We start from the raw sequence: 24698 nt of genomic DNA on the forward strand, positions 1-24698 counted from the left end.
TAGTCAATCATCATAGAATCTTATTAATGGGCTTCCTTATATATGATTTACGATTTATTAAAGGGATGAGAGCAATAAAAAATACCAAGGACTCATCCTCGGTATCTGTACATGTCATTTAATTTTCTTTTCCTTCTTCAAGCACACGCTTCAAATGTTCTGAATCATGATTGAAATGAGCCATCATATATTCTTTGGCTGCTTCTTTGTTTCTCTTTTTTACTTCTTCAAATATGCTGCGGTGTTCACGCAGGATCGTTTCAGGGCGGTTGTCCCCTTTATAATTAAGGATTCTGCAAAAGTGAATCAGATCGTTTACATGCTCAAGCAAGTTTTTTAAATGTCTGTTATGGCTAAAATCGACAAGCAGCTGGTGAAACTTTTGGTTTAAGCTGATCATTTCAGTTTCTTCCGCTCCGTTACGAATAGCGTTTTCTGTTTCTTCAAGCTGTTTTTCAAGCGTTTGAAGCTCTTCGTCATTCGCTTCGTCTATGACCAATTCGACAGCAAGCAGTTCGAGAGGAATTCTGATTTTATAAATTTCATCTACATCTTTAGCCGTTAAAGAAGCGATTGAAAATCCATTCCGGTCATCTGCTCTTAACAAGCCGTCTTTCTCAAGCAGCCGCATAGCTTCCCGTATCGGAGAGCGGCTGACACCGAAACTTTTAGCCAGCTGTGTTTCATTGATCCGTTCCCCCGGCTTAAAAGTCCCGTTAAAAATCATTTTTTTCAGCTGGAAATAAAATTGCAGGTAATAAGGAGTCGGCTTGTCTAATTTAAAATCATCCATATAAATAATACCTCTTTTGAATAGATTCAGGGGCTGTTCTTCATCAAAATCATATAACAGATGATAAAGGGAAGCAACAAACTGCCTTGTCAAATTCCAAAATTTGCGGTACGATATTTTTGCTAAACGACGGTCGACGGACTACTGTAAACCAGTGAGATGATCCTCTCATCGGCTGCCGGACACTTCGCCTCAGCTACAATCACTCAGATTCATTACATTTACAGTTCAGAATACAATGGAGGAAAAAATATGCTCATTATTCTTGTTATGTTTCTTCTCGGAATCATTTTAGGCTTTATTGGTGCCGGGGGAGCCGGCTTTGTTATTGCTCTTTTAACCCTTGTTTTTCATATTCCGATTCATACAGCTTTAGGCACTTCCCTCGCCGGTATGGCTTTCACCAGCTTATCAGGGGCCTACAGCCATTACCGGGAAGGCAACATCCAATTAAAAATCGGTTTAACGGTCGGATGCTTTGCTGCCGTCGGGTCATTTTTCGGGGCAAAGCTGACATCATTTATTCCCGCCGATTTGCTTCATTATTTGACAGCGGGAATGTTATTTTTATCAGCGATTCTCATTTTAATCAGATTATTTATTTTAAAAGAAAAGCCTCAAGGGAATCAAAGCAATGTTTCTATGTATACAAAAGCCGTGATTTTAGGAATCGTATCAGGCGTACTTTCCGGCACATTCGGCATCGGTTCTGCTCCCTTTATCCAAATCGGTTTAATGATTATGCTGAACCTTTCCATCCGTCATTCTGTCGGAACGACGATGCTTGTCATTATCCCTCTTGCTGTAGGCGGAGGTATAGGGTATATCACGGAAGGATTTGTTGATTATGTATTGCTGGTCAAAGTCTTGATCGGAACCATGTGCGGTGCGTATGTTGGCGCGAAATTCACCAATCTCATGCCAAAGGCCGTCTTGAAATCAGCAATCTTTTTGACTCCGGCCATCGCCGGACTGCTTTTGCTATTTTAATAAGATCAAAAAAACCTGACATGCCGTCAGGTTTTTTTGATTAATTCTGCTTCACGCTCTCTTTAGTTAATCTAAAAAAGGCGAGCGAACCGATAACTGCTGTAACAAACATGATCGCTCCCATCGGAACAGCTGTCGTCTCATCAATGCCCACAAGCGGCGAAACGATGGAGCCAAGGAGCAGCGGGAGCATTCCCAGCAGCGCACTTGCACTTCCGGCGCGGTGCCCCTGTTTTTCCATGGCCAGCGTAAATGTGCTCGTCAGAACCATGCCGATCGTAATCATATAGACAAAAATAGAGATAACCAATGCAGCGAGAGGACCGTGAATCATCGTCATCGTTAAAAGCACGGCAGTCGCAATCATAGCTGTAATGACCGCCATGCGGAGCAGGCTTTTTTCATGAATGATTCCGCCAAAGCGCCCGATAATAAAGCTTCCCGTAATAATCGCCAGGCCGTTAATGCCGAATAAAATACTAAACACCTGCGGCGACACCCCGTAAATATCCTGGTACACAAAAGGCGTACCGGATACATAAGCAAAGCTTCCTCCGTGAACAAATCCGACAGTTAACGCGTAGCCCATAAAAGAACGATCCTTCAGCAGGCTCCCCATTGTTCTGACAGATGTTCCAATTGAGCTTGGAATCCGCTTTTCTGGCGGCAATGTTTCTTTTAACCTCAGCGCAATAATCAGTACAAGTACAAATCCGATGATCGTTAAAAAGTGAAAAATCGTATGCCACGTGGCAAACGGCAGCAATAAAAGAGCACCGCCTGTCATTGGCGCAATCATTGGTGCGACTGCGGTAATCACCATTAACAGTGAGAAAAATTTAGAAAGCTCTCTCCCTGTGAACACATCCCGCACGATTGCCCGAGACAGCACAAGTCCTGCAGAGGCCGTAATCCCCTGTAAAAAACGGGCTGCCACTAGTGTTGTAATGTTTGGTGAAAGCGCACAGAACAGAGAAGATAACGCAAATAAGAAAATACAGATTAATAGCGGTTTCCGTCTTCCCTGCGCATCACTGACCGGCCCGACAATCACCTGGCCGATGGTAAGCCCGATCAGACAGGCTGTTAAACTTAACTGTACAAGCGAGGCACTGGCCGATAAATCATCGGCAATGTCAGGAAAACTAGGCAAATACATATCTATATTAAGCGGGCCCAATATAGCAAGCATGCCGAGCAGAAATGCCAATGCCAAACGCTCTTTTCCAGTTGGATTTTGCAGCATTCTATCAAAACCTTCCCTTCAATCTATTATTTATCTGAAACAGATGTCACTCCAACAATTGATTGAAGCTGTAAAACATTTGTATATTGTACCATAACTTTCAGCCAGTGAAAGCCGCTTAAAGATTGAATCATAGACACAAAAAATACCAGGGTCTGCTCCCCCCCTGATATCGTGAGTTTTGATGTAAGCAACTGTTATACCCATAAGCGCAAGCCTGCCATAAGAACAACACCGCTGATGACTGTCATAGATAAACTTTTTGTTTTCAGTGCAATCAATAGAGTAGGAATCAATACAACTGCTGCCTGCCAATTCAATTTCAGAGAATCATTGGATTGAATCATGCAATCCTTCACAACAAGTGCCGTCAATATACAAACCGGCACATAGGAGAGCCATTTCAGCACAGGCTCCGGCAAGGAAATATTCCGTACAACTAAAAATGGAATCACGCGGGGAATCATTGTGACCAGCGCGCAGCCGATAATCACCATCAGGATGTATGTATTTATGCTCATTTATCTGTCACCACCCCGATTGTCGCTACGATGATCGTTGAAATAATCACAGCGAGATGTGACGGCATAAAGAAAGAGAAAACAATCATCGCAATCACCATGTAAATAATGAGAGATACATAGTGTTTAATCTTTGCAGGCACAACATGTTCCATCTGCAAAATCAGCAGTGCTAAAAACATAGCCGTCACCGCAAAGTCGAGTCCGAACGTTTCCGGATTGGTAATCCATTTACCAAAGACCGCTCCTGCCACACAAGAGAGCACCCAGCACGCATATGCAGTGAGATTTAATCCGAACATCCATCGATCACTAATTGGTTCTTTTTTTACAATCTTATTTGAAGCAACACCGAATGACTCATCTGTCACCATCATGCCGATCCCCACATTTTTCACTAGCGAATACTTTGAAAAATGAGGAGCAAGCGCGGCACTTAATAGAAAATTGCGTAAATTCACGATAAACGTTGTCAGGATAATAGCGGACATCGGACTGTTCGCTGCTAACAAAGCACAGATAACGAACTGGGAGCCGCCGGCAAAAACCAAACCTGACAACAGCGTAATCTCAAGGACACTTAAATGCGAGGCAATTCCCACGATCCCGGCAGCCAAACCTATACTGATGTAGCCGATCAGCGTCGGGACACAATCTTTAAACCCTTGTAAGAACGATGGCTCGCAAGTTGTGGCATGAGTTATTTCCTTCTCTGATATCATTCTGATTCTCCTCCTCGTCTAACATATTATACACATATATGTTATAGCTTACAACTGTATGTAATAGCTGATTTTAATATGTTATAATAAAGTGAATATGACGTAAGGAGATACATGTATGGATGATATCCAAGCCATTATCGCAAAGAATCTTGTCAAACTCAGAAAAAGCAGAAACCTGACTCTTGATCAAGTTTCTGAGTTAACGGGCGTCAGCAAAGCGATGCTCGGACAAATTGAGAAAGAAAAATCGACCCCGACTGTCACCACTCTCTGGAAGATCGCAAATGGGCTGCAAGTATCTTTTTCTGTTTTTCTGAAAGAAGACAAGCCGAAAGTAAGAAAAATTAATCTTAAAGATATTGAACCTGTTACAGATAATGAAGAAAACTACATTGTTTACCCCTTTTTTCCCTACAATCCTGAAACAAAGTTTGAAATTTATGTTGTCGATCTGAAACCGGGATGCATACATGAAGCAAAAACACATTTAGGAGAAGAATACATTTTAATCAAAGAAGGCGAGTTAACCGTCAATCTGCAGGATCAGGAGCATTCGCTGGTACCAGGAGACGCCATGCAGTTTACGGGATCCACGCCGCACAGCTACATCAATTCATCACAGAAAACGGCCAGCTTTTTTCTGCTGATGTTTTATCCTGAGCCGCAAGGATAACAAAAACCTCCCAACTTATATGTTGGGAGGTTTTTCAAATGTGCAAATGGCTTGCAAATTGAAATCAATCGTTGTATATTAATTGACGTGTCAATCATTGATATATCAATTATTTTTTGACAAGAAAGAAGGGATGGGTTTTGGCATCATTTTGTTCTGAGGAAGCCGAGATTTTATATCAGCTGCAAGGCGTGAACAAAGTGATTGGCGTGAAGTTCGAGGCATGCACGGGCATCAGCCAATCTCGTTTGGAATTACTGACATTGCTTTATCATGCGGATGAGATCAGTCAAAGCGACCTTCAAAAGAAAGTCAATATCGACAGCGCGGCCGTGACAAGACACCTAAAACAGCTTGAAGCCAAAGGCATGGTATCAAGACGGCGCAAGCCCGAAGACAACCGGATTACCCTTGTGCGGTTAACAGATCAAGGAAGAAAACGAATCGAGTCTTCTAAGAAAGAAAAGGAGCGTTTCATGAAGGAAATGCTCGCAAATGTAAGTGCTGAAGAGCGCCGCGTGCTTATTAATGTACTTGGGCGCATGCGAAACAACATAGATAATATCGAAACTTAAAAGGAGTGTATCAACATGATCAAAACAAACGATTTTATGGAAATTATGAAAGGACGCCGTTCCATTCGCAATTATGATCCGACAGTGAAAATCAGCAAAGAAGAGATGACAGAAATCCTAGAGGAAGCTACAACTGCGCCATCCTCTGTCAACGCGCAGCCATGGCGTTTTCTCGTCATCGACAGCCCGGAAGGAAAAGAGAAGCTCGCGCCGCTGGCAAGCTTTAACCAAACACAGGTCACAACTTCATCTGCCGTCATCGCTGTTTTTGCAGACATGAACAATGCAGACTACTTAGAAGACATTTATTCAAAAGCCGTGGAGCTCGGTTACATGCCGCAGGAGGTCAAAGACAGACAAATCGCTGCCCTGACAGCACATTTTGAAAAGCTTCCGGCTCAGGTGAACCGTGAAACGATCCTGATTGACGGCGGCCTTGTTTCTATGCAGCTTATGCTGACTGCACGCGCGCACGGCTATGACACAAACCCGATCGGCGGCTACGATAAAGAAAACATCGCGGAAGCCTTCGGATTAGATAAAGAGCGTTATGTGCCTGTTATGCTTCTTTCCATCGGAAAAGCTGCGGACGAAGGATACGCTTCCTACCGTCTGCCGATTGATACTATTGCAGAATGGAAATAAAACAAAGCTCCCAAGAATGACTCTTGGGAGCTTTTTCATTTTAAATAAATCCGCCATTCACACGGATCGTCTGGTCTGTGATCCATTGGGATTGTTCGCTCATTAAAAATTCAATCACATTTGCGATATCTTCCGGTACCGCATTAATGGTGATTTGTTTCACGGCTAATTCTTTGGCAAGCTGACGGGTGAATTGCCCAAGCGCCTTTTGTTCCCGCATATGCTGTATGTCGGAAACATTTGACCGACAACAGATGTAGGGAAAGTTGATGATTCTCCCCTGTTCCTCCATTGCTTGCTGACAGGTGAAAAACGTGCCTTTTACATTTACAAAAAAGAGTGATGAACAAATGAATTGTCACCACTCTTTTTTTCTATTCTTTATTTTTCTTTCTGCCAAACGGCCACCAGTTTCCTTCTCCAAATGTCACAATGATTGCCGGCATCAAGAGCGGAAGAATGACAAGGCCGTACAGCAGCAGCCCGATAATGACGACACTTGCCACCTGCATCAGCGTATTTACGCCTGATGGCATCATCGCCGCGAATGTACCGGCCAAAATAATAGCCGCGGTGATGATGACAGAGCCCATTTTGCTCATTGACCTGATGACACCTTGATGAATGCCAAGCTGAACCTCTTCTTTAAAGCGGTCAAGCAAAAAGATCGAGTAATCTACCCCTAACGCGATCAATATGACAAAACTGAAGAACGGTACCGCCCAGCTGACTCCATCATTGCCCAAGATATTCACAAAAATCAATTCCGTCATTGATATTGAAGTGTAATACGTAAGCAGCAGTGAAGCGATCATATAAATCGGCATCACCATTGAACGGAACAAGATTGTCAAGACGATAAACAGCCCGAGAATCATGATGACCATCGTTCTGGAGAAATCCGTTGTAGACAGCTCTTTTAAATCGGCATTGACGCTCGTTACCCCGCCGTAAACAATTTGAGTGTCCTCCAGAGGCGTGCCGCCGACTTCGCCGGCTACCGCTTTTTTGATCTGGTTTATGGTCGTAATCGCTTGTTCTGAATACGGGTTTGACTCCAAGACGACGCTTAATTGCACTCCCTTGCCGTCTGCAAAGGAATACCGATCAATTGATTTCTTAAAACCCTTATCTTTCATGACTTGATCAGGAATAAAAATCCCCGTATCCCGAACGGTTGAGCTTTTGCCCATGTCCTCTAACATATCACTGGATGCCGTAATCCCGTCGGTGATTTTTGTCAGTCCATTATTTGCGCTCTTCACACCTTCGGCAAGCTGATTCAGGCTTTCTGTCAGCGTTCCGGCTTGTTTCTGCTGGCCTGAAAGCTGCTCATTTGCTTGCTCAAGGCCGGTTTGAATTTGTCCAAGCTGTCCGCTGATTGCTGTGAGCTGCGGCACCGCCTGTGCGGTATTGCCGGTTTGAGAAAGCTGTTTGCTGACAAGCTGAAGTTGCTGATTGATTTTTCCCAAACCGTCAGCTGCATCTGACAGTGAGCCTCCGGAGCTGCCATTCGCAGCCGTTCCGATTTGCCCGGACATTTGATTCAGCCCATCTTCAATATCCGTTAACCCGCTTTGGACATCAGCAATTCCCTTTACTGTCTTATCCAGTCCGTCTGACACAGAGCCTAGCTGTTTATCAATATATAAATCTTTGATTTTTTCACCCGTCGGCTGGGTAATGGTCATGACGGAATCAACATGTTCGACTTTCTCAATGGCTTTGCTGATATTTCCGAGATAAGGGATCGTCTCAGCGGTAGTGAGATCCTTGTCTCCTTTTATCACCACATTCACCGGAAATGCTTTTCCTTCACCAAACCCATCCTTAATGGCTTCAAGACCTTTGATGGATTTGTAATCGCTGCTGATTTCCGCCGTTGAATCAAATGAAATCTGGTCATCATAGGTCAAAATGAACGGAAGCGTAATGATGACTGTTATGACGAGAAACAGAAACGGACGGGCAACAGAATGTCTGCCGAGAAACGCCCACAATTTATTGTCATTGTGCGACAGCACTTTCTTAGACGGCCAGAAGAGCTTTTCACCGAGCGTCACCATAAATAAAGGCAGCAGAGTGAAGAGGATGATCATTAAAATGCCAACCCCGACAGCAACTCCCACAGCTGATTGGAAAATGGCAAACTTTGCAAAACCAAGGGCAGAAAACCCGATCAATACCGCAAACCCACTGATAAACAATGTTTTTCCGCCTGTACGGTAAGCAATAAGGGTTGCCTCTTTTTTGTCATGCCCGTTTGCCAGTTCTTCACGGAAACGAGTCAGAAGAAGAATACAGTAATCTGTTCCAATCCCAAACAGGATGGCAACTAAAAAGGTTTGGGTAAATGTCGAAATAGGAAAATCAACATTATAAACTAAAATGCCCAGTATAGATTGACTGATTACATACGAGAAACCGACAATCACAATCGGGATAAAAGGCGTCACAACAGAGCGGAACACGATCAGCAGCAAGCCGATAATCAAACAGACTGTGATCACTTCCGTTTTCTTAAGCCCATCCTCTGAGCTGTGCGCAAAATCCTGATTGATAAGAGACGCTCCCGTAATATATGCCGTCAAATCATCGGGAACGATTTGATAAATATCATCAGCAATATTTTCCGCTTTCTTATCAGATCCGGTGATCGTTACAGGAATAAGAATGGTTTTCTTATCCTTTGAAATCAATTGATCTTTGATTTCTTTTTCACCTGTCAGCGGAGATGTTACCTCTTCAACACCATCAATCTTTTTGACGTTATCGATCATGCTGCGGAGCTGATCCTCTGTATCTTTATTTAGCGCACGATCTAATGGAAAGACAATGCTTATCGAATTATTGTTTTCTCCGGCTTTTTTCAGAATAGCATTTGCTTTTTCTGAAACGGAATCAGCCGGCAGCTGTGACTGCCCCTTTTGATTGGCCAGCTCCGTTAAGTTGGGAGAAAATAAATTCAATATAACAGTCAGCGCTAAGATAACCGCCGCAATGGCCCATTTGAATTTGACAATCGATTTCATTCCGGAAGATCCCCTCCTTTAAATTTGCTTTTTAGAATGGTAAATATGTCAATGAATGATTGTAAGTGCTCCTCATCTATATCGTGCATCAGCTCTTTGAGCGCGTTAAAGATAGCTGAATCCAATTCTTCGATAATGCTTTCACCGTTTTCTGAAATTTTGATTCGTTTCGTGCGTTTATCACTTTTTACCGGACAGTCATCCCACTCAACCAATCCCTTTTCCAGCAGCTTCTTCAATCGGTTAGAAATCGCGCTCTTATGCACGTTTTGATACATGGCCAGGCTGCCGGGAGAAGATGGGCCCTTGACTTTTAAAATTTTTAACAGGTCGGCCTGTTCTCTGGAGATGTGTTTGAATACATCCTGATCGACTTCATGATGTACAAACTCTGTACCTTCAAGTAAAACTTCTACGAAAAGATTTATCGCTTGGCATAGCTTCTCTTCATTCAACGTCTTTCCTCCTGCATTTTAGTTTACACCCCTAAACTTTCGATCGATGCTACATAGTTTATCCCTCTAAACTATGTTCTGTCAATACATTTTATTCACAGAAAACTCCCTAAAGAATGTTTGTTCGTATACAATAGAAACAATAAACGCGAAAGGGGAAAATTCACATGTCTGATCTAGCATTACAATTGTATGAATATAACGTATGGGCTCATCAGCAAATGTTTAATCGATTAAAAGAGCTTCCACAGGAGGTTTATCGTCAGGAGATCCAAAGTGTGTTCCCGTCAATATCCCATGTATTGTCCCATGTTTATCTTTCGGATCTCGGCTGGTTGGAAGTGTTTTCCGGAAAAAGTATGAACCATGCTTTGGCATTAGCTGAACAGCTTAAAGACCAGACAGTGGCGAAGGAACTAGCGGAAATGGAAGCCCTGTTTCTAAAATTGTCCGAGCGATATACAGCTTTTTTCAAGCAAAAGGAACAGATCCATAAACCCCTTCAGATTGAAAATCCCGCCGGCGGAATCATGAAAACGACTGCTTCTGAACTGGTGCCGCATGTTGTAAATCACGGGACATATCACCGCGGCAACATAACAGCGATGCTGCGTCAGATAGGGTACGCATCTGCTCCGACTGATTATGGGCTTTATCTGTATATGAAAAAATCATAAAATGGCGTAAACAAAAGCGGCTCCCACGATTGAGCCGCTTTTTTCGTATCTTGTGATGAATCGATAAACCTTAAAATTTCCTTCCATATTTCCTGTATAGTAAAAAAGATAGAAATTTTAGTGTTATAATAGTATCTAAAAACATGTTTAAACAATTTTCAATGGAGGAACACACAAAGTGACAGACGACAAGACGCAAGATCCTAATATAAATCAGCAGAAACTGTCGAGAGGCCTGAAAAACAGGCACATCCAGCTTATTGCGATCGGCGGAGCCATTGGGACAGGGCTGTTTCTCGGCTCAGGAAAATCGATACACTTTGCAGGACCGTCAATTTTATTTGCTTACATGATCACGGGGATCATTTGCTTTTTAATTATGAGATCGCTTGGAGAACTGCTGTTGTCTAATCTGAACTATCACTCTTTTGTTGATTTTGTTCAGGATTATTTAGGCGATATGGCCGCATTTATCACAGGCTGGACCTACTGGTTCTGCTGGATTTCAATCGCGATGGCCGATTTAACTGCGGTCGGGCTATATACACAGTATTGGCTTCCCGGTGTGCCGCAATGGGTTCCGGGCTTAATCGCTCTTATTATTTTACTGATTATGAACCTGGCTACCGTCAAGCTGTTTGGAGAATTGGAATTCTGGTTTGCATTAATTAAAGTTATTGCCATCTTGGCGCTGATTGTGATCGGTCTTTTTATGATTTTCAAAGGCTTTTCCACAAGTTCAGGTGTTTCCAGTTTCTCAAATCTCTGGAGCCACGGAGGCATGTTCCCGAATGGAATACACGGATTTATCCTCTCGTTCCAGATGGTTGTGTTTGCCTTTGTCGGCATTGAACTCGTCGGGCTTACAGCGGGTGAAACAGAAAACCCTGAAAAAGTCATCCCTAAGGCGATCAACAATATCCCTGTAAGGGTGCTGCTTTTCTATATTGGGGCGCTTCTTGTGATTATGAGCATCTATCCATGGGATGTCATCAATCCTAGCGAAAGCCCATTCGTACAGGTCTTTGTTGCAGTCGGCATCGTCGGTGCGGCAAGCATTATCAACTTTGTTGTATTAACGTCAGCTGCTTCAGCCTGCAACAGCGCTGTATTCAGTACAAGCCGCATGGTCTATTCACTGGCGAAAGACAAAAATGCGCCGGAATCAATGGCAAAACTGACACCGCGCAAGGTACCGAGAAATGCATTGTTCTTTTCAGCTATCGTGATTTTAATCGGTGTCACATTGAACTACATCATGCCGGAAGGCGTATTCACCTTGATCACAAGTATTTCCACCGTATGTTTTATCTATATTTGGGGAATTACTGTTATCTGCCATATGAAATACCGTAAAACAAGACCTGAATTGGCGAAAGCAAACAAATTTAAGCTGCCGCTTTATCCATTTACGAATTACTTAATTTTGGCGTTCCTGGCGTTTGTCCTTGTTGTACTGGCATTAGCACAGGATACTCGGGTTTCCTTATTTGTTACACCGGTTTGGTTTATTTTGCTGATTGTGATTTATAAAGTAAGAAAATTAAAGCAGCAATAACCCTTTTAAGCTCCTGCCTCAGAAATGAGAGCAGGAGTTTTTTTGATGAAAATGACCTTTGCTCGAATTGAAAAATATGCTATATTGTTTGTAATAAATTGAGAAGGGATGATGGGTGGACAATGATTAACTAATCTTATTTTTAACGTTTGAAATCGCATATTTCAAATCATAAAAAATAGGATTAGTCTGCCCATTTTCTAAATACGTACGCGCTATTTCTGAAGAATAGCTTATTTAATCATGGCAAAGGCACGGCTAATCCTTCCAAAACATTTGGGAGGATTTTTTTGTTCTCCCTTAAAGCGAGGGGTATAGATGAAAGAACAATTAAAACTAATAAACGTCAGCTATGAAGTGAAGGATCTTACCGTTTTTAAAAACGTAAATGCCAGCGTTCAGCAAGGCGATATCATTGGCATTATCGGCAAAAACGGGGCTGGAAAATCGACGCTGCTTCACCTGATCAACAAGGACTTAACTCCGTCACAGGGACAAATCCAATGGATGCAGCACGGCTTAAAAACGGTGCTGGTTGAACAGGAAACTGAATCGTATTCCTTTGAGAATCAGACACCTGCCGAAGTGAAACTGCTGGAGAAATGGAACGTGCCAGCCCGTGATTTCAGCCAGTTAAGCGGCGGAGAAAAACTGAAAGCACGGCTGGCAAAAGGGCTATCAGAGGATGCAGACCTTTTCCTGCTGGATGAACCGACAAACCATCTTGATGACATAAGCTTGCAATTTCTCATTCAGCAGCTGAAAAATATTAGCGGCACTGTCATTCTCGTTTCACACGATCGGTATTTCTTAGATGAAGCTGCCACGAAAATATGGTCAATCGAGGACCACACGCTGACTGAATACAAAGGGAATTACTCTGGTTACATGAAGTTCCGGAAAGAAAAAAGACTGACACAGCAGCGCGAATATGAAAAACAGCAGAAAATGATTGAACGGATTGAAGCACAAATGACAGAACTCACTTCATGGTCGAAAAAAGCCCACGCACAATCGACGAAAAAGGAAGGGTTTAAAGAATACCATCGTGTAAAAGCAAAGCGCACAGATGCCCAGATCAAATCGAAACAAAAGCGGCTTGAAAAAGAACTCGAAAAGACAAAGGCTGAGCCTGTCGATCCGGAATATACTGTTCGTTTTTCAATTGATACAACTCATAAAACAGGAAAACGGTTTTTGGAGGTTCAAAACCTGACGAAGTCATTTGGCGAAAAGACACTGTTTCAAAACGCCCGCTTTACGATTCAGCACGGAGAAAAGGTTGCCATTACAGGCCCGAACGGCAGCGGAAAAACAACCTTATTGAAAGTCATTCTTGGACAGGAAACGGCTGAGGGAAAAGTGTGGATATCACCATCAGCAAAAATCGGTTATTTAACACAGGAAGTATTTGATTTGCCTTTAGAACAAACACCGGAGGAGTTATTTTATCAAGACACGTTCGAGGCGAGAGGAAATGTCCAGAATATCATGACGCGATTGGGATTTACCGCTTCTCAATGGACAGAACCAATTCAACATATGAGTATGGGCGAGCGTGTAAAGTGCAAGCTGATGGCTTATATCTTAGAGGAAAAAGACGTGCTGATATTAGATGAACCGACCAATCACCTCGACCTGCCGTCACGCGAACAGCTGGAAGAAACACTGTCACAATACAGCGGCACACTGATTGTGGTATCACACGACCGTTATTTTCTCGAGAAAACAACGAACAGCAAACTCGTTATTTCAAACAATGGTATCGAAAAGCAATTGAATGACGTTCCTTCAGAAAGAAATGACCGGGAGGAGCTTCGTTTAAAGCTTGAGACAGAAAGACAAGAAGTGCTGGGAAAGCTCAGTTTTATGACGCCAAATGATAAAGGGTACAAGGAGCTGGATCAGGCATTCAATGAGCTTACGAAACGGATGAAAGAGCTTGATCATCAAGATAAAAAAAACTGAGCGGGAATGTTCAAGCGGCATTAAAAAGGACAACAGCCGTTGTCCTTTTTTCTTTATATTTTCAAGCCTTCCCATGACCTTAATGTCTCTAATGATGACTTATAATACCCTGCCACTACTTCCAAATAGGCATTTCCTTTCATCGGAGTAAACGGATCCGGTCCAGCCGCCACCATCTCCATAATTATCGGGCCTTTATAACCGATAAAATTAAGCGCTTCGATTTGCTCTTTGAGATTCGCATGGCCGTTTCCGATCGCCTGGCGATTTGAATCAGCCACGTGATAGACTCCGAGTTTCTGCCCTGCCAATTTAATGGCCTTTACAGGATCAGCTTCTTCTATATTCATATGATACGCATCGAGAAGTACTTCGAGATTGGGGCTGCTGACATCACGTATTAATTGTAACGCTTCTTTGCCAGTCACCACTTGATGATTTTCGTACCGGTTTAATACTTCGAATACGACCTGAATCTGTAATTCCTCCGCTTTGGCCATGATTTTTTTAGTGCCTTCGACCAATAAACTCCAATCCCGCGCATCATCACCGCTCCCTCTCACTTTACCGACATCGCCGTGAAGACAGATACGGGGAGCCCCTAAATCCACAGCCCAATCCAGTAAATCCAAAAAATACTGTACAGCCTTTGACCGAACTTCTTCATTCACACTTGAAATATCCACATTCCTTGGCGTTACCGATAAAACCTTTACTTGATGAGCAGCCAATGTGTCGGCAATGTCTTTCGGATTCAGCGAAATATCCCCTTCGACCTCAACCCCATCTACTCCGATTTCTGCAGCCAGCCGGCATTTTTGTTCAAATGGAATGCTGCCGAAAGTCCATAAGCATAACCCATATTCTCTTCCCATATTGAAATCCCCCTTTTAGAAAGATGAAACTGTATTCTTTGACATAATTTCTCCTTCAATCTGTTCCAATGATTTGCCTTTTGTCTCCGGCACATATTGATAAACAAAGAGAAAGGCAAGTACACCAATGGCGCCGTACATGAGAAATAAAGCACCTGTACCTATCAGATCTAAAAGCAGCGGGAAGGACAGCGACACTGCAATATTTGCCAGCCACAGACAGGTACTGGCAATTCCCAGCGCCGTTCCCCTGACCTGCAACGGGAAAATTTCAGCCAGCACAACCCAAACGACCATTCCCCAGCTCGCTGAATACGCTACCATAAACAAGCATAAGCAGGATAACAGCAGCCAATCGGGTGCATGAAAGAACAGCGTACTGATGCCCAAAATACCAAGTGCCAAAGACATTCCGACATTGCCGATCAGCATGAGCTTTCTTCGCCCTATCATATCAATCAGCAGCAAGCCGATAATCGTAAATAAGACATTGATAATGCCGATGCCTATGGTTCCTGCAATGGCACTGGAAGCGCCGAACCCCGCATTTTCTAGGATGGTCGGTGTATAATAAATAATCGTATTCGTGCCTATTACTTGCTGAAAGATGGCGACCCCAATACCTATAAATAAGATCGGCCTGATTGCCGGGGATAATAATGTTGATATGGAAACACGTTCCTTCGTCTTAATCTCCTTCATACTGCGGATCTCAGCATCGATTGTTCTCGGATCTCTCGTCAGAAGCAAAATATGGCGTGCTTCATCCTCACTTCTTTTCTGCAGCACCCATCTCGGGCTTTCAGGCATAAAAAACATGCCGGCCATGAGAATGAAGGAGGGAATCACTGCTAATAGGAGCATCAGATCCCACCTGCCCGAAGATGAAAAAACAAAGTTTACAATATACGCCATGAGAATCCCGAAAGAATTCATCAATGTATTCAATGAAGCGATTCTGCCTCTGATCGCGGCAGGCGCCATTTCTGACAGATACAAAGGAACAATTGCCGAAGCTCCTCCAACTGCTACACCTAATTCTATTCTGAATAGTAATAATATTCCGATATTACGAGCCGAGCCTGTTCCAATGGCTCCAATTGTAAAAAGCACACCGAGCCAGATGATTGTTTTTTTCCTGCCATAGCGGTCGGAAAATCTTCCGCAAAAGGCTGCCCCGGCTAAAGCGCCAATCAGTACTCCGCTGACAACCAATCCTTCTAAAAATGGAGTCAGCTCCATGTCTTCTCTAATAAACAGCAGCGCGCCGGATATTACACCCGTATCGTACCCGAACAGCAAACCTCCTAATGCCCCGAAAAAATAAATAAGACTGATATAGGCCTTTTTGGATGTCATCAAGACACCTCCGACTGATTGTATTTAACGTTTAAGTAGGGGAGATCCCTTCGTTTAAGAGAAAGATCCCCCAAAATACAGGGTCATAACAGTGACGCCGTTGAATCCCGCACGATTAATGAAGGAGACAGCATCACGCGCTGTATCACTTTCTTTTGTTTTGAATCGGCCATGCCGTCCATCAGCAGTTCAATTGCCTTTTCTCCCATTTCTTCAGTCGGCTGTGCGATAGTCGTCAATTGGGGATCACTGATCTTTGCAAGGATGCTGTTGTCAAACCCAATTAGAGAAAGGGATGAAGGAATAGAAATATGAAGCTGCCTTGCAGCCTGCAAAACCCCTAAAGCAAGCAGCTCAGTCGTCACAAAGACAGCCGTCGGCCTATGTTTTTGATTAAGCAGCTTTAAACTGATGTCTTTACTGGCTGACAAGTCATATGGACAGTCCAGAATAGCTGATTCATCGATTTGGATTCCTGAAACCTGCAGTCCTTCTTTAAAGCCGATGACACGATTTTTAATGGATGTATTGTTAATCTTTTCTGCTATGACAGCAATGTTTGTATGCCCTAAATGGGCTAAATGGACAGCTGCCTCGTATCCCCCTTTAAAATCATCCGCCACTACAGTGTCTACAGGCAGATGCGGTATATCTCTCGACAGCATGACAACCGGCATGTCGCTTTCAATCAGCTCGCGTATCGCCTGACTGTTTTTGAGACCCGTCGCCACAATAATGCCGTCTACATGCTTTTGCTTCAGCATGGTGATATATTCTTCTTCTCTCAGCGAATGATTGTCCGTACTGCATATGATGACACTGAAGTCCTTTTTACGGCCGCTGTCCTCCACGGCTCTGGCCAGTTCGGCCATAAACGGATTGGCGATGTCAGGAATGAGCAGCCCGATGGTCTTCATCATTTTTCTCGCTGAAGTCACAACACTTGGCTGATATTGAAGCTCCTCAATCACTTTCCAAATTCTTTTTTTCGTTTTTTCACTTATATTGCCGGTGTTATTAAGAACCTTTGAAACCGTAGAGATTGAAACGTTTGCTTCCTTCGCAACATCATAAATGGTTGTTTTCATAAGAAGGCCACCTTTATAAAATAGATCCTCTCTAGTATAAACGAATGCTTACCAGAATTTCTTTTTAAAAAGGAGCTTCTTCTATCAAAAACTCAAACCGTTTGCGGCACTCCGTTTTTTAGTGTAACAGGCCGCTTCGTTTTGCAAGATTCTATACAAGCTGCGGCAATGGCAAGTGCTACACGCGCATCTTCGCCTGTAACTAAGGTTGGCTTATGATTTCGAACGGCATCCACAAATGATTGTAACTCATCAACATAAGCATCAAATAATAAGTCCTGATCGTAGCGAATCGTGTTGTAGCTGACGCCGTCTTTGTTATACCTTGTCATGTTTGTATGGCGGATATCTCCGATGGTCAGCATGCCTTCAGATCCGAACACTTCTCCGCGGACATCATATCCATAAACGGCTTGGAAATTCGCTTCCGCCGTTGCAATCGCTCCGTTATCAAATTTTATCGTGACAACTGCAGTATCCAAAAATCCTTTGTCTTTAAAATCAGGTCTGACAAGCGCATCAGCCGCGGCATAGACTTCAATTGGCTTTGCATTTGGATTGAGAAAGAGTAAGGTATCAAAATCATGAATCAGCGTCTCTAAAAATATCGTCCATTGAGGAATTGAAGTCGGATCGCCGAGTGCCGGATCTCGCGTGATGGAACGCATTAACTGTGGTGTGCCAATTTTTCCTGCACGGATTTCTTCATATGCACTGCGAAAGCCTTTAGCGAAACGTCTGTTAAAACCGACCTGGAGCGGAACAGATTCTTCATTTACTGCTCTGATGACCTCATCCGCTTCTTCCAGCGTAACAGCCATCGGTTTCTCGCAAAATACAGCTTTCCCCTTCTTTGCCGCTGCAATAATGTTTGCGGCATGCGTCCTTGCTGGCGACGCAATGATGACCGCATCAATATCCGGATGCTCCAGCATGTCTAACGGATCCGTAAACGCTTTAATATTTGAGCCGAGCTTTTTTGCAAATGCTTCTGCATTCCCCGGAACCGGATCTGCAACCGCATACAAATCTGCTCCTTTCACACGGAACGCAATACTTTCTCCGTGAAAAGCTCCCATCCGTCCCGCACCTAATAGCCCAACCTGTACATTTCCCATCAGTACCACTCCCATTCTGCGAAAATAAGGAAAGTCTTTCTCTTTAATATCATTATATAATAAAAATTAACCCTAAAAATATTTCTAAATACATTTAATATAGGGAAAGTCTTTCCTAATTGGTTTCAATTGTAACCCCTTACATTTTTGAGGTCAATCTTTTTTTGCTGTGTGTAAAGCAGACCTCTCCTTTAGCCCGTCGATCAAGCCAGCAATGACTAAGGGTTCAGGGGCAAAAAAATACCAAGGGTGTGCGGCCCCTGATCGTTCAGATGGAAACTTCTCGTAAATGCAACAAAGTGAGGATGGATCATATGACTGAAGACTTTTACTGTGATGACGGTATTTAGCGGCAAAACGAAGCAAATAAGGCATTAGAGGCAGATAACGTATTGGCTTACTGTCATACAAACCCTTTTTATCCAGTCCATATTGTGGCTGTCCCGAAGAAACATATCTCCTCATGATTACCCTGGATGAAAAAGGTGCATGCCGTGTGATCACCAACTTAGGAGCTTACCAGGACTCTAAACATCTGCATTGGCATATTGTGTTTGGGAAACTGCTTAAATAAGCAGCTATTATCAGCACAGCTGTTTCCGCATACGTATATTGGTCATGGCATATCCCATCTTCTGATAAAGATAGACGGCTGTCTCGTTATGCGCAAACACATGGAGAGCAAGTCTTTCCGCACCAAGCTCTCTTGCTCTTTCATCCAGACTTTGAAGCGCCAATTGAGCCAGCCCTTTACCGCGGAAGGCTTCATACAATCCAAAGGAATAGATAAACGCTTCCTTTTGCGGATGAAGCGGATCTGCATACAGCCAGAGCCAGCCCATCCTTTCCCCTTCTTCATTTGTGATGTTCCAAAAGAAATGATTGCTGCTGTTTCGTCCATTCGGAATCATTTTCTCATATGCCTGTTCCGATTTCTCAAGCGCCTCTTTTTCCGTCCAAGTTCCCGCTTGTATGTTTTGTTTCGCATAATTTTGCACGGACATCCCGCGAAATGCTTCGAACTCCTCCACAGTCATGTCTTCCAAAGTTAACGCCATCCTGTATTCCTCCTTTATGAAAAAAAAGTCCAGCTGGTGCCGGACGAATAACGTACAAATGAAGATCTATTTCTATTATTCGATAAGAGAAGGAGGTCTCCTGCAAATTGGTTTGTTAAGTGAATAGCTTATGTGGACTCCCAAATGATTATAATGATAGAAACAATCAAACAGATTATTGCAGGGATCGTCATGAGTACTGATTGGCGCGCTCGAACAATGTGTGCATGAACCGCTCCCGCCATGAGAACGACAAACAGGACGCCTGCTCCAAATGCTGCATACCGATTCCAAATTCCCGCTGTCATAGCAAATGCCCCCGCTATTTCAAGAATACCAGTAACAGTCAGAAACCATAACGGATATTGATAATGCCGCCAATGCTTTACTTGAAAGGGCACGCGGAACACCTTTATGATGCCTCCCGCGAGCATAAAAGCTGCCAAACTGGCTTTCATGATCATAGATATCATCTTGCGTCACTCCCTTTTGGAAGCATCCCGTATATTAAGAGATTGACAACCTGCTCGGCGAGACTTGCCGGATCTTTGATTCCGGTTAACAAATATGAATCGGTCAAATGTTCAATCATGCCGATCAAGCATTCCGCCACGGTTTCCATTTCCAATTCGGAACGAAAATAGCCAAGGCGCTGTTCTGCTTCTAAGTTGTCTTTCAAAACCATCTCGACATCTTGTTTCAATTGTTTCGCTTCTGGGTTGAGAAAAAAACCGATCCTTGTTAAATCCTTGTCCTCCGCCAGAAACTGAAAAACAGCTTCCACAGCAGAGAGCACTCCGTTTGTTACATCGTTCGCATGTAATCTGGTTTCCAAGAGAAGTGATTCTGTCAGCTTTCTTAAGCGAGAGTGGAAATCGTTGATTAACTCCTCAAAGATGGCTTCTTTACTTTGAAAGTACAGATAAAAGGAAGGCTGCGTCAGCCCGGCTCTTTTCACTATGGCACTTACCTTCGTTTCATGAAATCCCCGAATCGAAAATTCATGTGCAGCAGCTTTGAGCAATCGTTTCCGGCTCTCCTCCCCTTTACGTCCTTTTCTGCTTTTCACATCGGATCAGCCTCCACAAAAAGATACTCCTTAGTAATATTACTCATGAGTATTATTTCATGCATTTGGATTTTATGTCAATGAATTTCATATTCAGCTGCTTCCTTCATAAAAACATAACGAACATGACTTGATGCCATGTTCGTTTAGCTGCACATTTTATTCCTCATATAATTGATAAACTCTTTTTAATTTCTGTTCCAGCTGTTCAAAATGCACGAAACGCGCTTCTCTCAGAAATTCAGTACCCTCAATAAATAAAAGAAGAACAGGTACGGTGAAGACCGAAAATCTGCCGGCAACCTCTTCCACCCTGTCAGCATTTACGTGTCCTAGTTTGATATGCGGAAACTGTTCCAGCAATTCTCTGAGCTGCGGCAAAACTGCATGGCATACTGTACAGCTTGATCTTGATATATAGATAAAACTTAACTGGTGACGGTTTATAAAATTCTCTATTGCATTCAGTGATAGTAATTCAGTAACCTCTTTCATCCCATTCCTCCTGCTGATTGGTATTTACCTGCCTGAAATATACTGGACCAGCCTTGAGAATGTCCATATATCTGCTTTATTTTTATACAACCTGTCCAAAATTGTAAGACAAATCTTTTCATCTAATCTAAGCCGCTTGGAACGCGAACCGCTGTAAGGCAACTTTATCGCTGTTTATTCTCATGCGGGCAGCTTGGCAACATACAAAGTCATTCATCATGCTGAATGAACAACCAGGCTTTCGGATATATTAACGTTCAAATGGTCAAAGACGCTCTGCAGTTAGCCTCCGGCGTTATAATCCTTTACATTACTGGTCAGGTGGTAGGATGAGTTTTACTTGGGAAGCATTTGTCCTCATAATATCTGGTGTGATTTTGCTTAGAATTTCAGGAAGAAAATCAATTGCGCAAATGACCTCAGCACAAACGGTTGTCATGATTTCGATCGGAACCATCATTGTTCAGCCGATCATCGAAAACAGCCTATTAAAAACACTAGTTGCAGCTGTCATTTTTACGCTCTCACTCCTTTTTATGGAATGGATTCAGCTAAAGTCTAATTTGATTGAAAAGCTGTTAACCGGGAAAGCGACAATTATCATTGAAGATGGCCAATTACATTTAGACAATTTAAAGAGAATGAGACTGACGTTAGATCAGCTGGAAATGCAATTGAGGCTGCACGGCGTTTCCACTTTACAGGATGTCAAAAAGGCGACGTTAGAAGCAAACGGCCTATTAGGCTTAGAATTAATTGATGAAGCCAAGCCTTTAACAGTCAGGGATTTAAAAAAGATCATTCACCCCGACTTTATCAAAGAAGATGTTCAGCCATCCCATTCAAAGAACCGAAATTTATTTGATGAAATCGATCATGAAAATGTAAATCCCAGTCCTAAAAAGCTGCATTAAAAAAGACGCCTGTGATTTTGACGTCTTTGTGTGCCTTTTTTCATCATTGTCGGCCATTCAGTTGAACAGCTGGTGCAGCGCCTTCCTGTTCCAAAGAACCCCACAGATCCAGATGATATTCGTAATTTGTTAATCACTAATTGGAATAAGAATGGATTCCAATTGCGGATGATTCGCCACAGTCTGATTAAATGTCTTCATCACTTCAGTATCCTTCCGCCTTATAACAAAAACCAAAGGCTGACACCCTTGGTTTTTTTAGCATTTATATATTCTTACTTTATGCATTTTTATTGTTGCATGTTATTAATAATAATAGACAATTTATAGTTTACATGCTGATTTAAGCCTACCAAAAATTCATCCAGCAATTCGTTAGAGGGAAATCTGCATTCCAGAAGATAACAGCCATCCCCGCTGATTTTATAATTATTGATGACGTATGTCTCTTGCGTTTTGATAAAGGAAAGATAAGGCTGATGATGCGTGCTTTTTGTATAGATATTAATCAAGGCATGGATAGAATATCCCAATTTGTCTTGATTCACTTTAATGGTATAACCCTCAATCACTCCGTTATCTTCTAATTTGGCAACCCTGGATGCAGCAGCTTGGCCCGTCAAATGAACTTTCTCCCCTAATTCTTTCATTGTAATACGGCTGTTTTTAGATAACTCTTCTATTATTTGCATATCCGTGTGATCCAACATCATATCCTATCCTTTCAAAAACAAATGAAAACATCGTATGCGCTAAGGAAATTGGCACCTATGTCCGAGTTCCAAAACCACATTCACTTTTTTAAAACCCGCGTACGATTTTGGTTGTCTCCTGCATTCTCTTCAATCAGGATGCACTCTAGCCCGTTCGAAGTTCATGTGTAATAGGTTCTTTCAACATTCAAGTAAAACGGCCAAAAGACTTGATTTCATCCATGTATTTGGCGATTGGTCATAGTATAAGCTATACATATATCAAAGAAAAGGAGTTTTAATATGAACATTCAACAAATTCGTAATGCCACACTTGTTGTCGAATATGCAGGCAAAACGTTTTTAATAGATCCAATGTTAGCAGAAAAGGGCACTTATCCTCCATTCCCAAATTCACCACGACAAGACCAAAAAAATCCTTTAGTCAGCTTGCCGACATCAGTGGATCATATCATCAACAATCTTGATGCAGTCATTGTCACTCATTTGCATTTGGATCACTTTGATGATGCAGCCAAAGACATGTTGCCAAAAGACATAAAAATGTTTGTACAAAATGAAGAAGATGCGAAAGAAGTCAGAAACGCCGGTTTTCAAAATGTCGAGGTTCTCACAACCGACACAGACTTTGATGGTATTCAATTAATCAAAACCAAAGGCGAACACGGCAGAGGAGACATTTTAAAACTTGCCGGTCTTGTATGCGGTGTCGTGTTCAAACACCAAAGCGAGAAAACGTTATATGTAGCCGGAGATACGGTTTGGTATGATGCGATCCAAGAAGAGATCGATACACACCAGCCAGAAATCATTGTAGTGAACGGAGGAAACAATCAATTCTTTGAGGGCGGCTCTCTCGTCATGGGGAAAGAAGATATCTATGAAACGCATCAAGCTGCCCCTCATGCAAAAATAATCGTGAGCCATATGGAAGCGGTAAACCATTGGGCATTATCCAGAGAAGAATTAAAAGGCTTTATTCATGAAAAAGGCATGTCATCTCATGTACTAGTGCCGGATGATGGCGAATCATATTCATTTTAAATGGAGAAAAGAGTTCATGTGAATAAGCATGATATTCTCCGTCAGCTTGGTGCTCAAGAAAAGGCCCTTCCTTAGAAGGGTCTTTTTTAACCTGATTTTTTAAAAAAGATGGAGTATTTGGTTGATATCTCAAATCCTAGTTTTTTTGCTAAATGAATAGATGATTTGTTGCTGACATCACAATCCCAGCTAGGGCTGACGCCGTTTTCGAGACAATCATTTATAAACTTACTCCCAGCAATATAAGCGAACCCCATTCCTCTATATTCTTCGCGTGTATAGATATCCATTTCTGCACGATCGCCGCCTAGAAATATGGAAGTGCACTCACTGACAACATAATTGTCATACATAACAGCAAATCCAAATCCGTTTTTTAAAAAATTCGAGACTGAACCCCAATACTCCTCATAATAAGCTTTTTGAAATTCAGTGCTGCTTGAAATGATATCTTCATTTATTCTTTTTAATGTAAACCCCTTTGGAAGCTGAAAAGCCTTTTTGGCAGAAATTTGTTGAGAAAACGCATATCGCATCATTTGATTCAATTCATCATGCAGTACAGTTTTTACTACGCTGTCCCATGAGCGATTGGGAGAAAACAGAGTAAATCTTTTTTTGGATTTAACTCTCTTTTTGTATAATTCAACGATAAATTCATTTACATTTTGATTCCTTTCATCCCCTGCAACATAATAAATTCCTGAGCTGGTTCCTATCAGAAACGATTGATCATCTGCATAAACAACTCCCGGAACTGTTTGTTCTAATATTGAATAAACAAATGTCGGGCAACATGTTTCTTTATGATGTATCAATGTTTTGGCATCACTATATTGTTCTTTTTTTATCTCCTGCAAACTGTACCCTCCTATCACTTTCTCTCTTTTATTCTACCCGTAAAAGAATTCCCCTCTTTTAAGGACACTTCTGTTTTTTAGAACAGCCAGTATGATAAAGAGATACCTACTCCTCTGCATATTCATCTTATAATTTCTAAGAACGTATAAAAATAAAAACATACCAACATTGGGGACTGACCCCATAAGATGAGACAAATAAAAAACACCTTCAAGTTTGAAAACGGATGATTGTTAGCCGAAATTA

General features: G+C 42.4%; 25 protein-coding genes and 3 pseudogenes. 10 read left to right on the plus strand and 18 right to left on the minus strand.

Going from position 1 to position 24698, the window contains the following annotated elements; all coding sequences use genetic code 11:
• Positions 1-118 precede the first annotated feature (118 nt).
• Positions 119-793 carry a GntR family transcriptional regulator gene (locus tag MTN95_RS20900; protein ID WP_024120383.1) on the minus strand — a complete coding sequence of 225 codons (675 nt, stop codon included), beginning with the start codon at positions 791-793 and terminating at the stop codon, positions 119-121.
• A 252-nt stretch (positions 794-1045) separates the two neighbouring features.
• On the opposite strand from MTN95_RS20900, the gene MTN95_RS20905 reads away from it, so the two are divergent.
• Positions 1046-1783 (plus strand): sulfite exporter TauE/SafE family protein, encoded by a 738-nt coding sequence (locus MTN95_RS20905; protein ID WP_059291862.1) that lies wholly within the window; start codon positions 1046-1048, stop codon positions 1781-1783.
• Between the two features lie 40 nt (positions 1784-1823).
• Here MTN95_RS20905 and MTN95_RS20910 read toward each other — a convergent pair whose 3' ends face one another.
• From MTN95_RS20910 to MTN95_RS20920, 3 genes are all read right to left on the minus strand, one after another.
• Positions 1824-3029 (minus strand): Bcr/CflA family efflux MFS transporter, encoded by a 1206-nt coding sequence (locus tag MTN95_RS20910; RefSeq protein WP_024120381.1) that lies wholly within the window; start codon positions 3027-3029, stop codon positions 1824-1826.
• Between the two features lie 197 nt (positions 3030-3226).
• The gene (locus tag MTN95_RS20915; RefSeq protein ID WP_059291864.1) at positions 3227-3550 is read right to left on the minus strand and encodes an AzlD domain-containing protein; all 324 of its coding nucleotides are present in this window, start codon (positions 3548-3550) and stop codon (positions 3227-3229) included.
• Positions 3547-4272 (minus strand): AzlC family ABC transporter permease, encoded by a 726-nt coding sequence (locus MTN95_RS20920; RefSeq protein WP_248339894.1) that lies wholly within the window; start codon positions 4270-4272, stop codon positions 3547-3549. Before MTN95_RS20920 ends, MTN95_RS20915 begins: the two co-directional genes overlap by 4 nt.
• Positions 4273-4390: 118 nt before the next feature.
• Here MTN95_RS20920 and MTN95_RS20925 point away from each other — a divergent pair, with 118 nt between their 5' ends.
• From MTN95_RS20925 to MTN95_RS20935, 3 genes and pseudogenes are all read left to right on the plus strand, one after another.
• Positions 4391-4948 (plus strand): helix-turn-helix domain-containing protein, encoded by a 558-nt coding sequence (locus MTN95_RS20925; protein WP_044161601.1) that lies wholly within the window; start codon positions 4391-4393, stop codon positions 4946-4948.
• Positions 4949-5030: 82 nt separating this feature from the next.
• Positions 5031-5523: pseudogene (locus tag MTN95_RS20930) on the plus strand (MarR family transcriptional regulator).
• Positions 5524-5538: 15 nt separating this feature from the next.
• Positions 5539-6168, plus strand: a complete 630-nt coding sequence (locus MTN95_RS20935) for a nitroreductase family protein (RefSeq protein WP_229150107.1) — start codon at positions 5539-5541, stop codon at positions 6166-6168.
• A 40-nt stretch (positions 6169-6208) separates the two neighbouring features.
• Here the strand turns inward: MTN95_RS20935 and MTN95_RS20940 are convergent, their stop codons facing one another.
• Genes MTN95_RS20940 through MTN95_RS20950 form a run of 3 tightly spaced genes read right to left on the minus strand, consistent with a single transcriptional unit; the run spans position 6209 to position 9655 of the window.
• Positions 6209-6520, minus strand: a complete 312-nt coding sequence (locus tag MTN95_RS20940; RefSeq protein WP_312842980.1) for an SDR family oxidoreductase — start codon at positions 6518-6520, stop codon at positions 6209-6211.
• A 22-nt stretch (positions 6521-6542) separates the two neighbouring features.
• Positions 6543-9200: an MMPL family transporter gene (locus MTN95_RS20945; RefSeq protein WP_248339895.1), complete on the minus strand. Its 2658-nt coding sequence runs from the start codon at positions 9198-9200 to the stop codon at positions 6543-6545.
• Positions 9197-9655, minus strand: coding sequence for a MarR family transcriptional regulator (locus tag MTN95_RS20950; protein WP_248339896.1), 459 nt, complete (start codon positions 9653-9655; stop codon positions 9197-9199). Before MTN95_RS20950 ends, MTN95_RS20945 begins: the two co-directional genes overlap by 4 nt.
• Positions 9656-9822: 167 nt before the next feature.
• Here MTN95_RS20950 and MTN95_RS20955 point away from each other — a divergent pair, with 167 nt between their 5' ends.
• From MTN95_RS20955 to abc-f, 3 genes are all read left to right on the plus strand, one after another.
• Entirely contained in the window at positions 9823-10332 is a 510-nt protein-coding gene (locus tag MTN95_RS20955; protein ID WP_248339897.1) for a DinB family protein, read from the plus strand.
• Between the two features lie 178 nt (positions 10333-10510).
• Complete coding sequence (locus MTN95_RS20960; RefSeq protein ID WP_105955106.1) at positions 10511-11890, plus strand: amino acid permease; 1380 nt, start codon at positions 10511-10513, stop codon at positions 11888-11890.
• Positions 11891-12208: 318 nt separating this feature from the next.
• Positions 12209-13858 carry a ribosomal protection-like ABC-F family protein gene (abc-f, locus tag MTN95_RS20965; protein ID WP_105955107.1) on the plus strand — a complete coding sequence of 550 codons (1650 nt, stop codon included), beginning with the start codon at positions 12209-12211 and terminating at the stop codon, positions 13856-13858.
• A 53-nt stretch (positions 13859-13911) separates the two neighbouring features.
• Here the strand turns inward: abc-f and MTN95_RS20970 are convergent, their stop codons facing one another.
• From MTN95_RS20970 to MTN95_RS20985, 4 genes are all read right to left on the minus strand, one after another.
• Complete coding sequence (locus MTN95_RS20970; RefSeq protein ID WP_248339898.1) at positions 13912-14733, minus strand: sugar phosphate isomerase/epimerase family protein; 822 nt, start codon at positions 14731-14733, stop codon at positions 13912-13914.
• Between the two features lie 15 nt (positions 14734-14748).
• A complete protein-coding gene (locus MTN95_RS20975) occupies positions 14749-16092 on the minus strand; it encodes a sugar porter family MFS transporter (RefSeq protein ID WP_248339899.1) in 1344 nt (447 codons plus the stop codon).
• Between the two features lie 83 nt (positions 16093-16175).
• Positions 16176-17180, minus strand: a complete 1005-nt coding sequence (locus tag MTN95_RS20980) for a LacI family DNA-binding transcriptional regulator (protein WP_248339901.1) — start codon at positions 17178-17180, stop codon at positions 16176-16178.
• A gap of 92 nt (positions 17181-17272) precedes the next feature.
• Positions 17273-18298 (minus strand): Gfo/Idh/MocA family oxidoreductase, encoded by a 1026-nt coding sequence (locus tag MTN95_RS20985; RefSeq protein ID WP_248339903.1) that lies wholly within the window; start codon positions 18296-18298, stop codon positions 17273-17275.
• A 272-nt stretch (positions 18299-18570) separates the two neighbouring features.
• Between MTN95_RS20985 and MTN95_RS20990 the strand changes: the two are divergent.
• A pseudogene (locus tag MTN95_RS20990) lies at positions 18571-18872 on the plus strand (HIT family protein).
• Between the two features lie 10 nt (positions 18873-18882).
• On the opposite strand, the gene MTN95_RS20995 reads toward MTN95_RS20990, so the two are convergent.
• The 4 genes from MTN95_RS20995 to MTN95_RS21010 form a co-directional block, all read right to left on the minus strand.
• A complete protein-coding gene (locus MTN95_RS20995) occupies positions 18883-19356 on the minus strand; it encodes a GNAT family N-acetyltransferase (RefSeq protein WP_105955112.1) in 474 nt (157 codons plus the stop codon).
• Positions 19357-19484: 128 nt separating this feature from the next.
• Positions 19485-19829: a DoxX family protein gene (locus MTN95_RS21000; RefSeq protein ID WP_202656709.1), complete on the minus strand. Its 345-nt coding sequence runs from the start codon at positions 19827-19829 to the stop codon at positions 19485-19487.
• Positions 19826-20425: a TetR family transcriptional regulator gene (locus tag MTN95_RS21005; RefSeq protein ID WP_202656708.1), complete on the minus strand. Its 600-nt coding sequence runs from the start codon at positions 20423-20425 to the stop codon at positions 19826-19828. Before MTN95_RS21005 ends, MTN95_RS21000 begins: the two co-directional genes overlap by 4 nt.
• Positions 20426-20584: 159 nt before the next feature.
• Complete coding sequence (locus tag MTN95_RS21010; RefSeq protein ID WP_059291875.1) at positions 20585-20920, minus strand: thioredoxin family protein; 336 nt, start codon at positions 20918-20920, stop codon at positions 20585-20587.
• A 329-nt stretch (positions 20921-21249) separates the two neighbouring features.
• Between MTN95_RS21010 and MTN95_RS21015 the strand changes: the two genes are divergently transcribed.
• Entirely contained in the window at positions 21250-21834 is a 585-nt protein-coding gene (locus tag MTN95_RS21015) for a DUF421 domain-containing protein (RefSeq protein ID WP_059291876.1), read from the plus strand.
• A 129-nt stretch (positions 21835-21963) separates the two neighbouring features.
• On the opposite strand, the pseudogene MTN95_RS21020 reads toward MTN95_RS21015, so the two are convergent.
• Both MTN95_RS21020 and MTN95_RS21025 read right to left on the minus strand, forming a co-directional pair.
• A pseudogene (locus tag MTN95_RS21020) lies at positions 21964-22050 on the minus strand (methyltransferase); the annotation flags it as partial.
• Between the two features lie 74 nt (positions 22051-22124).
• Positions 22125-22544: an Lrp/AsnC family transcriptional regulator gene (locus MTN95_RS21025; protein ID WP_024120359.1), complete on the minus strand. Its 420-nt coding sequence runs from the start codon at positions 22542-22544 to the stop codon at positions 22125-22127.
• Between the two features lie 285 nt (positions 22545-22829).
• Here MTN95_RS21025 and MTN95_RS21030 point away from each other — a divergent pair, with 285 nt between their 5' ends.
• Positions 22830-23591: an MBL fold metallo-hydrolase gene (locus MTN95_RS21030; RefSeq protein ID WP_202853503.1), complete on the plus strand. Its 762-nt coding sequence runs from the start codon at positions 22830-22832 to the stop codon at positions 23589-23591.
• Positions 23592-23677: 86 nt separating this feature from the next.
• Here the strand turns inward: MTN95_RS21030 and MTN95_RS21035 are convergent, their stop codons facing one another.
• Entirely contained in the window at positions 23678-24451 is a 774-nt protein-coding gene (locus MTN95_RS21035; RefSeq protein WP_202853502.1) for a GNAT family N-acetyltransferase, read from the minus strand.
• Positions 24452-24698: the final 247 nt, after the last annotated feature.

Origin of the sequence: Bacillus sp. 2CMS4F (genome assembly GCF_023161785.1) — a bacterium.
Lineage (GTDB): Bacteria > Bacillota > Bacilli > Bacillales > Bacillaceae > Bacillus > Bacillus halotolerans.